15 protein-coding genes are annotated in these 12085 nt (G+C 58.5%); 3 read left to right on the top strand and 12 right to left on the bottom strand.

Annotated features, from left to right (window positions below; all coding sequences use genetic code 11):
- Positions 1-362 (top strand): hypothetical protein (locus tag GUI70_RS24535; protein ID WP_237725044.1); only part of this gene is annotated, 362 nt, incomplete at its 5' end.
- A gap of 27 nt (positions 363-389) precedes the next feature.
- On the opposite strand, the gene GUI70_RS19310 is transcribed toward GUI70_RS24535, so the two are convergent.
- The 10 genes from GUI70_RS19310 to GUI70_RS19265 form a co-directional block, all read right to left on the bottom strand.
- Positions 390-650 carry a hypothetical protein gene (locus tag GUI70_RS19310; protein ID WP_161883950.1) on the bottom strand — a complete coding sequence of 87 codons (261 nt, stop codon included), beginning with the start codon at positions 648-650 and terminating at the stop codon, positions 390-392.
- A gap of 368 nt (positions 651-1018) precedes the next feature.
- Positions 1019-1786: a hypothetical protein gene (locus GUI70_RS19305; RefSeq protein ID WP_161883949.1), complete on the bottom strand. Its 768-nt coding sequence runs from the start codon at positions 1784-1786 to the stop codon at positions 1019-1021.
- Positions 1787-2090: 304 nt separating this feature from the next.
- A complete protein-coding gene (locus tag GUI70_RS19300; RefSeq protein WP_161883948.1) occupies positions 2091-2834 on the bottom strand; it encodes a minor capsid protein in 744 nt (247 codons plus the stop codon).
- Positions 2818-4572 carry a hypothetical protein gene (locus tag GUI70_RS19295; protein ID WP_161883947.1) on the bottom strand — a complete coding sequence of 585 codons (1755 nt, stop codon included), beginning with the start codon at positions 4570-4572 and terminating at the stop codon, positions 2818-2820. Before GUI70_RS19295 ends, GUI70_RS19300 begins: the two co-directional genes overlap by 17 nt.
- An 87-nt stretch (positions 4573-4659) precedes the next feature.
- Entirely contained in the window at positions 4660-5715 is a 1056-nt protein-coding gene (locus GUI70_RS19290) for an IS4 family transposase (RefSeq protein ID WP_161883946.1), read from the bottom strand.
- A 114-nt stretch (positions 5716-5829) separates the two neighbouring features.
- Entirely contained in the window at positions 5830-6726 is an 897-nt protein-coding gene (locus GUI70_RS19285) for a hypothetical protein (RefSeq protein WP_161883945.1), read from the bottom strand.
- 214 nt (positions 6727-6940) lie between these two features.
- Entirely contained in the window at positions 6941-8533 is a 1593-nt protein-coding gene (locus GUI70_RS19280) for a terminase family protein (RefSeq protein ID WP_161883944.1), read from the bottom strand.
- Positions 8530-9372 carry a terminase small subunit gene (locus GUI70_RS19275; protein WP_161883943.1) on the bottom strand — a complete coding sequence of 281 codons (843 nt, stop codon included), beginning with the start codon at positions 9370-9372 and terminating at the stop codon, positions 8530-8532. The genes GUI70_RS19280 and GUI70_RS19275 overlap by 4 nt, the downstream gene beginning before the upstream one ends.
- 81 nt (positions 9373-9453) lie before the next feature.
- Complete coding sequence (locus GUI70_RS19270; RefSeq protein ID WP_161883942.1) at positions 9454-10125, bottom strand: DUF1990 family protein; 672 nt, start codon at positions 10123-10125, stop codon at positions 9454-9456.
- Positions 10126-10373: 248 nt separating this feature from the next.
- Positions 10374-10835 carry a hypothetical protein gene (locus tag GUI70_RS19265; RefSeq protein ID WP_161883941.1) on the bottom strand — a complete coding sequence of 154 codons (462 nt, stop codon included), beginning with the start codon at positions 10833-10835 and terminating at the stop codon, positions 10374-10376.
- A gap of 137 nt (positions 10836-10972) precedes the next feature.
- Here GUI70_RS19265 and GUI70_RS19260 point away from each other — a divergent pair, with 137 nt between their 5' ends.
- Positions 10973-11179 (top strand): hypothetical protein, encoded by a 207-nt coding sequence (locus GUI70_RS19260; protein WP_161883940.1) that lies wholly within the window; start codon positions 10973-10975, stop codon positions 11177-11179.
- A gap of 15 nt (positions 11180-11194) precedes the next feature.
- A complete protein-coding gene (locus tag GUI70_RS19255; RefSeq protein ID WP_161883939.1) occupies positions 11195-11458 on the top strand; it encodes a hypothetical protein in 264 nt (87 codons plus the stop codon).
- 22 nt (positions 11459-11480) lie between these two features.
- On the opposite strand, the gene GUI70_RS19250 is transcribed toward GUI70_RS19255, so the two are convergent.
- Positions 11481-11822, bottom strand: coding sequence for a VRR-NUC domain-containing protein (locus GUI70_RS19250; RefSeq protein ID WP_161883938.1), 342 nt, complete (start codon positions 11820-11822; stop codon positions 11481-11483).
- On the bottom strand, positions 11819-12043 hold the full coding sequence (locus GUI70_RS19245; protein WP_161883937.1) for a hypothetical protein: 225 nt from the start codon (positions 12041-12043) through the stop codon (positions 11819-11821). The genes GUI70_RS19250 and GUI70_RS19245 overlap by 4 nt, the downstream gene beginning before the upstream one ends.
- Between the last annotated feature and the right edge of the window lie 42 nt (positions 12044-12085).

The raw sequence follows: 12085 nt of genomic DNA, 5'->3' as shown, positions 1-12085 counted from the left end.
ACCGAGGTGCGCCTCGCGGAGTTATTTCTAGAAATGAATCAGCTGAATGCCGTTCACGACGCACTTTTTTGCATGAAACTATAAACCGCAACATCTCAGAAGACTTACAAGGTATTGCTGTCCGGTTTGCAAAGCCAGGAGGTGCCTTTGATCCTGACATCTTTACGCAGTGGCTGGGTCCAAAGACTAACGAAGCCTGGCAAGCGTTACTCAAGGGGTTCAAGGGCAATCCCCCTGATCTCAAGACGGTGGTACAAGCGGTTTCTCAAGGACGTGACTTGAGAGCGATGACTCAACCAGAGTCACTTGCCCTAAAACGATCTCGCCGTCACCAGCAGCGAAAACAGCGGCCCAGAAAGTGACAAAGTCCTGCTAGGAAGGAGCCCGATCTACCAGCTGATCTGGACGTTCCAGTTCGTTTCGTTCCGGCTCTGGCCGCTCTCAGCCTTCACTTCGTAGCCCAGATCAGCCAGCTCGCGCGCCATCGCCTGGCTAATCGGGTCGTAGTAGGTGACGCTGGTTTGTCCTTCCTTTGCCGCCTGCTCGATCCGGCCGCGAACTTGCAGCCGCTCGGCATGGAGGGCGCTTCCGTTGCGCTCCTCGGTGGCCTGACGCATCTCGCTTGCTTGGCTTGAGGCGCTGTGGTTCACGCTCCATAACCTCAAGCAGATAGAGGGCAGGGATGCCTCTGGTCATGCCGGTGACTCGCACCATCCGGCCCTGGATGTAGGCGGTCGTGCCGTTCTTGTGAGCGAGGTTGAGTTCTGCGCCTTCCGCGTCGTTTTGGGGCAGGTATTCCATGCTTCCAGCTTGGCTTGTGAGCTGACACGGCAATACAAAACCGCCCCGGAGGGCGACCGGCATACGGTTAATTATGGAAAATTGGCTCAGTACCTGACGACTTTGATTTGAAGTTGTCCCAAACGGAGAAAACCGTTGATCCCCTATCATCCCTTAGATATCGCCCTACATCCTGAGCTGAGGATGGCTACCTTTGATTGAGAGCAGACGCAGAGACTTACTTTTCGTACGGGGTGGTGACAATGTCGTGCTTTATCTTAAAATTCATACCCCCGCTTTTAAAAGCCAGAGTCAGTTGCTGGCGGGAGATCGCGGCTCTGCGCTCTACTTCAACTGGGTAATCAACGTTCATGACACCACCCTTGAATTGAATGAGGAGAGGTTTGGCAGTGATGCCTTCGGGCAGATCGATGGCATTGATCTCCATCGGCCCGCTATAATTATAGAAGCCAGTTATAACCAGAGGTAGCAGGTTGGTTTCGCCAGACTTAAGAAGGCTCGAATATAAATATGCGTCATACCCAATAACGTTGAATTGAATTGGAATTCGTGTGATCTCAGTTGTAATGAAATTGGTATAATCTAGAACAATCATCTCCATAGAATGTTTTCCTAAGCTGGCTGTAGATTTAGCGTAAATGCTTAAAGACACAGATTGTGTTCCTGGGACATCAAATGGAGTTGAAGGGGCAAGGAGTATGAAGTCCTGATCTGATTCTCCAACCAAACTAAAGAAGAGCGTGGAAGGTCTATCAGCACTGACGTTAAGTTTGAAATGCGCGTTCCCGTAACTCGCCGGATCTGGTGCGACGTTAATTTCTTCAGAACTGTCGTACGCAACCTTGACCTTGACCTTGACCTTATCTGGGACCTTGATCTTAGCTGGCCCACTGCCAGGAGGAGTTGTGCTTGTCGAGGTGGGACCGCAAGCTGTCACGAAAAGCAGTGGCGCAACCATCGCCAAGCAGATGAAAGACAATTTCATAACGTGCTCATAGTGTAAGCCCTCTAACGTGTCGTCAACTTAAGCGTCCTAACCATTGTCCGCAAGGCTGAGGTGTCGACCCATGGACTACTGGATGACCACAGGCATGAGGCACTGAAAACTCGCATGAACCAAGGTTGGAGATTTTGCGTCCTGAATAGGTTCTGCGCCTCTCATCATTCTAAGGTTATAAACCCAGCCATGCCTGTGGCAGACCACTACCTCTCAAAACCCCGAGCAAGCGGTAGTCAAGGAAGCTATCTACTTTATCGGCGCTGGGAGCGGTTTGAGCTGGGGTTGTCGGTTACTGAGCAGGTGCCGCCCAGCACCGACACATCACCGCGTGCCCCGGCAACTCCGGCGCGCCTCGCCAAGTAAACACCCGCCCTTGCAAAGCCTGATGACCTGGCCGTACCCGGCTGTCCTGCTGGGTTTCCCACTGGAACTGCTTGACGCCCAGCGTCTTCAAGCGGTCGATCCCAGCCCGGCTCGCCGCCGTGAGCATCTGATCCTGGGCAATCAGCACCGCCCGGCTTCTGTGAACGCCCAGGCGGGCTTGCAGCAAGTCCGCCGCCTTCTCAGGCGTGAGGCCCAGACGTAGGGCTTCCCTGACCGTCCTGGCCGCGTCATCCTTGAAACGCTTCCCCTCGGATTCCCAGTAGGTGTTCATCTGCTTGCGCTGCCGGTCAACCGTCTTCACCTGCAAGCTGGCCGGATCGTTCAGTTTCAAGCTGGGATCGAGCAACTTCACCAGATCGTCCGAGGTCAGTGTCCGGTCCTGCACGGCCCGCTTCAGCAGCGCCGTCAGCTCAGCGGGCGGCGTGCGCGTGACGGTCATGGCCTCGTCGATCCGGCGCAGGACCAGCGGCAGGCTGGCGCGGCGTCTGCCGGGCGGCAGGGCCAGCACGCGGCTCAGCTCAGCTTCAGCAGCTTTCAAGGCAACTTTGCGGAACTGGCGCAGGACCGCACCACGCGCAGCTTGAAGGTGGGTGTCTTCCTGCTGGCGGGCCAGCTTGATGAGGCGGCGGGCTTCAGGGGTTTGGGGCATTGTCCAGGCCCGTGTCAAGCGAACTCAGGTCTGCCTGGTTGACCGGAGCCGCACCGCCGAGGTCCGCCTCACGCTGCGCGGTCACGTCTGCATCCTGAATCCCGAGCGCCGGGAAAGCCAGTTGCAAGGCCTTCAGACCCACCCAGGCCGGGGCCGTCTCCAGAATCGTCAGGGCCAACGTCGGCGTAATGCCTTCAGCAGCGCGTCGGGCACGCTCGGCGGCGACATCTTCCACCCCGATCCGGCCCAGCATCGTCTCTTCAGCAATCACGCCCGCTTCGTGCAGCTTCAGGGCCGTCTCGACCTCTACCGGGGTGGGCTGCACCGCGCTCATGCGGGCCTGGGCCGTCGCGTGGAAGGCGTCGTACTCCGAGCGGCGACCAATGAAGTGCAGACCCAACCTGAGCACGGTGTTGATAACCCAGCGCACCAGCTGCTCAAGCGCCATGCGGGTGGGCTCCAGGCTGCTGATGAAGTCCTGTACCGCCTGGATGCGGCTGACCCCATTCACACGCCCGTCGCCGGTCATCAGGACGTGCAGCTGCTTGGCCTCGTCGAAGATGGCTTCGCGCACCTCGTCGAAGGTCTCGCCGAACACGCCCCAGCCCGAGGGGTCTTTGTACTGGACGGACGGCGTGCTGAAGTTGCCAGTCGGCACCAATTTGCCGGTGGTTTCATCCTTAGCCATGATGGAGATGCCGTTCAGGAAGTTCGTCACGCCCGACCCGGTGTTGTAGGTGGTAGGTGTGAAGCGCTTGCCGCCCGGAGCTGTCGGGTCGTCTTTCCAGGCACCGGGCATCTGGGCGTTGAGGATGGTGCGCTCCACGAAGCCGCCCAGGTCGATGTTGCGGCTGCCCATCGTCATGGTCTTGTCGGCAAACAGCGCCAGGCGGCGCACGCTTTCCGTGATGAGCGGGTCGAGCTTGACCTCGAACAGCAGCAGATCGGGCACGGGGTATTCGTCCGACGGGTCAGTGTCGCTGCCGGTGCTGGCGGGCGTCACGCGGGTCAGGCCACCGGGCAGACGCTCCTGCAACTCCCAGAACGGCATTCCCAGCGCATCCTTGTAGTGGAAGTAGGCGCTGCTGACCCGGCCCTCGATGTCCCTGACCACGCCCGCCGCGTCCCAGCTCGGGGCCTGCACACTGATGTAACCCAGGGCGTCGGCCAAGGTCAAGCCGCCGGGGACGCCGAGGCCGCTCTTACCCGCACCGTCGGTCACGTTGGCTTCCAGTTTGCTGCGGGGCACGAACAGCCGCAGGGTGCCGCGCTCGGACCACAGGGCCGTCGTCAGTGCCTTCTGGATGCTGAGCCACACGCCAGAGTTGTCCCACCAGCCGCTCAGGGCATCCGTGAACTCGTCGATGAGGGTCTGTTCGTCCGCTTTCGGCTTCTGGTCCTTTGGAATCTTGCGCTTGGGGATGACGGACCACAGCGGCTCCCGGCCCGCGATGCCGTTGACATGGCGCTGCACGACGTTCAGGGGCAGGTTGCGGCTGATGAAGGTGCGCTCGATCTCGGCGGTCACGCGGGCGACGTTGGTTCCGCTGTCGGCGCTGCCGTCGTACTTGGGGAGCGGGCCAGTCCAGCCGCGCCCATTCGCCCAGTGCCGGTCAGCGATCAGCGCGGCGCTGAGTTGCAGGTCTGGTCTCTCTAAGCGGTTCTGCTGTTGCCGCCGCGCCAGTTGCAGGGGCGTCAGGGTTTTGACAAGCGAAACGGGCGTGGCAGCATCGGGCATGGTTCCAGCGTGTCACGCAGGGTGACAGGCAGATCAGGAAGTGTCTGGTGAACTGCAAAAGAGAGCACCGCGGTATGGCAGATCTGACTACCCCTCAAAACGCGGCATAAGAGCTATCAACGCCGTCCAGGACGTTCTTGAGGGGTGAAGTAGAAGATCTTGAAGGTGGTCCAAACCGAGCCGAAAGACACTGATCGCGTTGTAGCCGTGATTTTTACGCTTTCTGGGCTGCTGAGCTTCTTGGAACTCACCGGTCAGACAGGACCAGATGAATGCGACTGAGACGCCGTTGAGTAGCGTTGAGACCCGTTCCATCTTGGTCAGCCCAGTATCCTCAAGGTGAAAGCCACGTGTTTTTAGCGCCGCGTGTAGATTTTCCGCTTGCCATCGTTGGGCGTAGCGCACCAGATTTTTTCTGGCGTACCCTCGGTACGCCAAATAAAGCATTTCGCCTGCTGCATTTTTCGTTGCACAGACTCGCAATTTCACGCCGAAAACAGTTTCAGCTCGATGCCAAACTCGTACCTCGCCAATCTGGAGTTTCCTCAAACAGGCCCAGGCGGGGATACCACCGATTTTTGAGTCTGCCCGCAACCGAATACAGGGTGCGATCTTGTGTTGATCCAGGAAGGTAAACCAGTCCTTGCCGATAAATTCACGGTCTGCCAGCAGACCGCCGATAGGCCGGTCTGTGCACACCTGGAGAAAGCGTTGGATGAGGGCTTTTCGGTGGCGTTGATGGCTGTTGCCGCCATGCGGTAACAGCGTCCACATCAATGGTAGACTAAAGCCGTTCCAGACGGCAGAAAGCAGCAGGATATTGATGTCTTTTTTGCCAAGCTTCCAATTGGTACGGTCCAGAATCAGCCAGAGTTCACCCGCCGGTAGAAACGAGAGGGCGAAACGTGCAAGAAGCCCATCAGGAAAAGCAAATTGGGCAAATCTAAGCAAGCGCTGATACCGCGTTTCTAGACTGCCTGGCAAGTTGACGTGGGTCTTGAGGGTGTAGAGAACAACACTTCGGGCCTGAATCATTGCCAGAATCAGGGCGCAGAAAACTTCAAGGCGTCGGGCGTCCAAGCGGAAGGCAGACCGCAGAGCGGCCTGCAAGGTATCGTGGGGATGTCGGCTCCGGGTTTTCATCGCAGAAATACCCTACAGGAGCCGACTTCTTCCCTCACCTCACCCGTTTTGAGGGGTAGTCAGATGGCAGATGTAGCCCATACCGCGATTGCCTCATTCGCTCCAAGAGCGAAATCAATGGTATTTAATTTTTCTCTCGACGATTTGCATGTTCTGTTCACCTGATTCTTCATCTTTTAGAGTAACGGTCATTTTTGTCCAATTTTTATGATTATCAAAATTAAGATAATTATATGTGGTTTTCAAGTTTAGGGGTGGTGAGAGGCCTTCGATCTGTCGCCCGAATTCATCATATGAAGCGGAGCCGTATAAGTTTAATTTGCCGTCCTCAAAGACATATAGCTCCTCCGTTTTTGGATATATGACTGATGTGTCTTTGTATGTATAGACTACTTGATTAGCAATCTTCCCTTCTTCAGGGGAGCCCTTGGGGTATAGGGCGCTCTTCTTTATCAATCTTCCCTTATTGTCCACCTCAAAAGTAGATATCCTTTCTGCAAACCCGACTTCGGAATTGATAAATGTTTGCTCAGTCGCTTTGATCTTCCTGCCGTCAGCGGAATATTCGCAGTTATATTTTTTGTACAGCCTTGTGACCTTCCCGGTACTATTACTCAGGCTTGTTTCTGTGTAATTCAATAAGTTAGAATCATTATTGTAAAAAAATTGAAATTCGTCTGAGAAGACACCATCTGAATTGAAATACTTGTCGTTCACTATTTTACCAAATGAATCATAAAAGTAATGGTGTAAATAGGGAGACTTTGAAATTGTATCTATCTGGAGTAGTTTAGAGTCTGAAAACCTCTCAGCGAATGAAATAGATTGCTGAAACTCATTTTTAGGTGAATAGCTATAGCTTATATCAATTGATTCCACGAAAGATAGATCAGAAAGAGTTTCTTTAGGTATCATGGCGCATTGGAGACTGATCTCATCTGGAGAGCCGGCGTAAGATATAGAAATGGAGCCGAGGCCTATAATTAGAAATAGTGTCGTTTTTGCCTTCACTCAGCCATGATAACGGCTTTCCCTACTCGACAAGCTTCAAGGCTGAACTTAACCAAGCGGGGGTAGGTGTATTTGGGAAGGATTCGCAGCACACCGCGTCGATAGCCTCTCCAATGCCAGGGATCAGCAGGTGGTATGGAACCTTTGCCTAAAGCGCGATAGTTGCTTGGATCACTTCGCCAGCACACGGTGGTTGAGGGCTGACAAAGTCCTGCTAAAACGGCTGTGAGTAGGTGCCGGGGATGAACAGCTCGGTGGGCACAACTGGCGTCATCAGCGCCATGACCAGCGCGTCGCCTTCGTCAGGGCTGCGGCCAATGCGGGCAGAGATGTCTTCCTTCAGTTCCACCTGAATGCCGCGCACCGTCAGCTTCCATCGGGCCGCGCACAGATCGGCCTTGAGCGTCCGGCTGGGTGGTAAGGCCAGGTCAAGCCCCTTCTTTGGATCGAGCGCCTCGCGCAGCCGCCAGTAGGTTTCGGCTCGGACATTGGCGAAGGTCAGCGCGCCGCTCATGTCCCGGCTCTTGCTGCCCGCGCCGTTCACCACGGCCGTCACCGGAATCTTCTCCAGGCGCTTGAGACTGTCGTAAGCGCTGGCTCCCACGCCTGTCGCGTCCACGAACACGTGTGCGGCGTCTTCGCGGTACTGCATGACCAGCGCGGCCACGCTGTCACCATCCGGAGTGAGCGTGCCGGGCAGCGCAATCTGCTCAGCAAACCACGCGCCGTAGCGGGCGCTCAGCACCGTCTTGTCTTTGCCGCCGTGCGCCACGTCCACACCCAGGGCGCTCTGTGGCTCGTCGGGGCGCTGAGGCGTCCACCTGGCTTGCGCCGCTTCCACCCAGGCGGTTGGGATGACCTGCCAGGGATGATCGTCAGTTTTCAGGTTGAACTGACCTTCGAGCATCTGCGAGCGCAGCGGCTCCGGCAACGCCTGTAGGGTCGCCATGTAGCCGGTCTTCATGTAGTAAGCATTGTCGGTGACGCGGGCGGGAATGAAGGTGCGGCTCTTGGGCTGCACCAGCATCAGCTGACCGGTTCGCTGATCGGTCACGCCTTTCACGAAGAGCGGCCGGCCTGAGATGACCGGCAGATCGCGCCCTTCCTTATCGACAACGAACCAGCGCAGCTCGCCGGGCTGGGCTGGGCCGAGTTCGACCGGCAGACCGTTCTCGCCGAGCAGCACCTCACCGGTCAGTGGGTCCGTCAAGACCACCCGGTACGCTTCGTCCAGCCAGGGCGCAAAGAAGATGATGACCCACTCCCCCTCCGGATCGGTGGGCGGGTTGCCAGTCAGCAGCACCCGCGTGCGCTGCGCCTCGTCTGCCGTGCGATTCCAGCCGATCACGAATCGTACCTGCGATTCGGAGAAGTGAACCACCTCGTCGAAGATATGCAGATCACGGTCACGGCCCTGCTGATTGTTCTTGTCGTCTTCGTGCTGGATGGATTCCAGTTCAATCACGCGGGGCTTGCCGCCGAGGGTGCCGCGCCAGACATGCTCACTGGCGTTGTACTTGCCGACACCGTAGGTCAGGGCTTTGAGGCGCTCGATGATGCCTTTGAGCTGTGGGTAGACCCGGCGGAAGATTACGGCCCGCCGATGGGCGGTGAGGGCGAGGCCCAGCGCCAGATCTGTCTTCCCACCGCCAGCTGCACCGCCGTAGAAGCAGATGTCAGCCTCGGTGAAGTAGGCGTCGAGCTGCGGCCCGGGTTGCGGTGCCCAGATGGTGTCAGGGTTCAGCAGCATATCGACGAGTGCCAATTCCTGCGGTGTCAGGCGGGTTAGATCATCGGTGAGCGTCATTCTGTGGCCTTTGCCCGATCAAGGACAGCTTGCAGGCGCTCGGCACGATCATCGTCAGGAATCGGCTGTGGACTGCCGTCCGGTTTGGGCGACTGGCTATCAGGTTCGTCTCGCCAGAGGCCGTGCAGCTTGCCGAGCTGATCGCGGGCGTGCTCCTGACTCTGCAGCTCAATGGCCGGGCCGTGCTGGGTGTACTTGAGGCTCTTGAGCAGGTGCAGCACGCCGAGGTCGCGGGCTTTGGCGAGATCTAGGCGTTCGACTTCGACGATCACTGGTGGGCCTGGTGCCCAGCGTTTGGCCTTGGGGTTGTCTTCCATTTCCAGTTCCATGCGCAGGGCTTCTCGCTTGCGAGCCGCCTGGGCTTTGTCATGATCGGCCCGCTCTTTCTTCCCGAGGAACTCGGCGCGCTTGACGAACCGCTCTTCGAAGGCGATCTCGCTGAAGAGTTCGGTGAGCAGTTCACTGACGGGCCGTAGCTGCATGGGCCGGTGTTGGCGTTGATCGAAGGTGAAGAAGTCTTCGAGCGTCGCGCGGGCCACCTCGGACGTCCGGGATTTGACTTCGGACGCGGGCATGGCGGTTTCTTCTTGCCCCAATCGAATGGCGGAGGAAACCTCAACATCTTTCAACAGCCGCTGGCCCTGTGAGTAGGCGGTCTTCTGGCTGTAGCCTGCCAACTTTGCGGCCCGGGTGGCGTTGGGCCGTTCGACGTAAGACACGACGAAGGCACGCCGCTGCAGGTTCTTGATTGCAGCGAGCGCTTCGGTGAAGGTGGTGGGTTCTGGTTTGGGGTTTTTCACCCCGCCGTTCGGAGTGCGCCCCTTGAGCGGCACTGTCATGTCTACAGTTTCAGGTGGAATATGACAGCAGAAAAGCCGCCCCGGAGGGCGGCGGTACCATGGCGTGATCAGTAAAGAACGCTAAGCGTGCTGAGCGGTCTGACTGCTCGCTCCCACTGGCGTCTTCGGCAGGGCGAAGGAGTGTGCGAGCTGGGACATCTCCAGAGATTCGTGCCCCCGATTGATGATCTCTCCTCCCGTGTACTTCGCTACGCTGAGCAGGGTCAGCTCCCAATTGCGCCGCTGGGCCGCGTGGACGCCGAAGATATAAGCCAGACGATCGAACTGCGAATTGGTCCGCAGTAAAGACTCGATCTGCAAAATCATCTGGCCGGGCATCTCTCCCGGATAAACCCGGAAGTCGGAGGTTCCCGCGTCAGGGTGTAGCCGTAGTGTGCGGACACGGAACCCCAATGGGTCCACATGCTCGATGACCACACGTCCACGGCGGATGAGGAGCATCCGAATCCACAGACGGTCTCCGGTTTGCACTGGGGGTATGGGATGGTCCAGACCACGAAACCAGGCGAGCCACTTGGGTGCATGGTCGGGAAGATGTTCGCGCCAATGTTTGGCAACTTCCTCAGGGGAACGGACGGCGTCCTCAACCTCGATCCAGTACCGGCGTCGGGTCAGTGGGCCCACGCCGTCTTCCGGGGTTGACGGACGCAGCGGATCGGATGGCCCTCTGAATCCGAGAGCAGCCAGGGCCAAGGCGGGCAACAGCAACGGGCGCAAGGGGAAACGGGACATGGCTGGTCCTCCAGGCAGGCGTAGCAGAACGGGGGCGGGCGATGCGGCCCCATCCTAACAACTCAGTTGGTGGGGCCACCAAGGTTATTTCGAGACGATGAATGCCTTCTGGCCGAGTCCTAAAGAGCGTGACCTATCGGTGACGGATTAGTGAGCTTAGCGTTTGGTTTTCCACAGCTGGAAGGCCATCCATGGGTATGCGGCCTGAGCCTCGCATCACTTGGTATGGCGGCGAGCGAAGGGGGAAGTCACGCCGCCCACCCACCGACCATCAGGCCCAGCTGCCCGTAGGCGTACTCGCGGACCAGATCACGCTCAGCGGCGGTGATGGCCGCGAGGCTGGGGACAACGCGGTTCAGTACGTCACCGGCCAGGGCGTAGTGCTCGCGGTACCCGAGGCGGCCGAGCTCGCGGTGCAGCTCGCAGGCGACGGCCTTCCCGATCACGGCCACTTCTGCGGCGACCGGGGCGGGCTCGGTCAGGACTTCTTCGAGCAGCCAGACGCGCTCGGCGGTGCGGAGGGTAGCGACGGCGCGCTCCAGCTCGGCGGGCTGGCCGTTGATCTGGGCGGTGAGGCCCGTGTCGGCGCGGGTGAGCTGGACGGTGGTGTACTCGACGTCGGTGGTGACGCCGCACTCGCGGGTGACGCTCAGGATGTTGAAGGTGCGGCTGTGGGCGGCGCGGTTGGTGTTGGGGGTAAACTCTTGCATGTCGTTCTCCTGCGGGGGTTTGACTCAGAATCGGGCGCTCACTTCGCAAGGGAGGCGCCCGTTTCTGATGTAGGTATGTTACCCCATAGAGTTTAGTATGTCAACCCTATGGGGTGATATTGTGCTACCCTGACGCTATGGACACCCCGACGCGTGCGGTAGAAAAAGCACTCGCAGCAGCAGGCATGAATCGTGCAGAGCTCTCTCGCAAATTGAACGTCACGCCGCAAGCGCTCAGCCGTACCCTGAGAGTCGAGCAGGTTGTTAGCCAACGCAGTCTCTGGCCCGAGATCTTGAAGGAGCTGGGCCTGAAGGTCGTACTCGTGCCGGAATCAGAAAGTTAGGCGCAAGAGCCAACGATGAATCGACTCATTACGTTGGGGTTTGGCCGCACGCTACTTGTACTGACGGGCCTCGCACGCTTGGTTCAAGCAGTCGTCGAATGGCGTTCAGATGTCATGGATAACTTGACGGCCTCTAACATCCTCGTCCTTGGTGTCGTCATGGGGCTGCTTCTGATTGGCTGGGGTATTTTAGAGCGCAAGCAATTTACGGTTGGACAGATGGTTCTGGCGGGCTTTTTCTTTGTAGATTGCATTTTGAGGATCTTGAGGATCTATTAGGACGCCCTCGGCCTTGAAGTCGTCATCCAGCCAAAGCAGCCCTGAGCGCTTCCTCGGCACTCGTCACCACATACAGCGCGGCCCCGGCGCTGGTGAGTTCGGCGTGCAAGGTGCGCTGCGAGAGGCTGAGCTTGCCCGTTTTTGGACGCTTGACCTCCAAGAACACCACCCGACCCGACTTCACGGCGATCAGGTCAGGGATGCCGGGCGTGCTGTAAACCACGCCGCCGCGTGCTGAGCCTTTGAGGGCTTCCATAACTGTCCAGCCGGTGAGCTTGAGGGCTTGAACGATCTGCGCTTGGATCGTCGATTCGAGCAGGCCGCCGTCTACCTTGCTGACCTTCTGGAAGCGGGCGCGGCTCACTGCCCTTCCAGCAGCGCCAGCCCGTCCGGCGTGATGACGTAGCGCGTTCGCTCCGCCCGGCCCGTCACGGCCCACAGCCCGCCTTTCACCAGCTGGCGGGCGAGCTGGGCGGCGCGGTGCCACTCGACTCCGGCCTGGGCATGCAGGGTGCTGAGGTGCGCGAAGTCGGGCGCGCTCTTGGCACTGGCACTCAGCAGGGCGAGGGCGGCGGGGTCGTTCACGGTGGGCCTCCTGTTGCGGTGGCGGTGCCTGCGGGGCTTCGG

The organism is Deinococcus alpinitundrae (assembly GCF_009982895.1).
Classification (GTDB): Bacteria; Deinococcota; Deinococci; order Deinococcales; family Deinococcaceae; genus Deinococcus; species Deinococcus alpinitundrae.
This window is presented reverse-complemented; position numbering and strand designations above follow the sequence as displayed.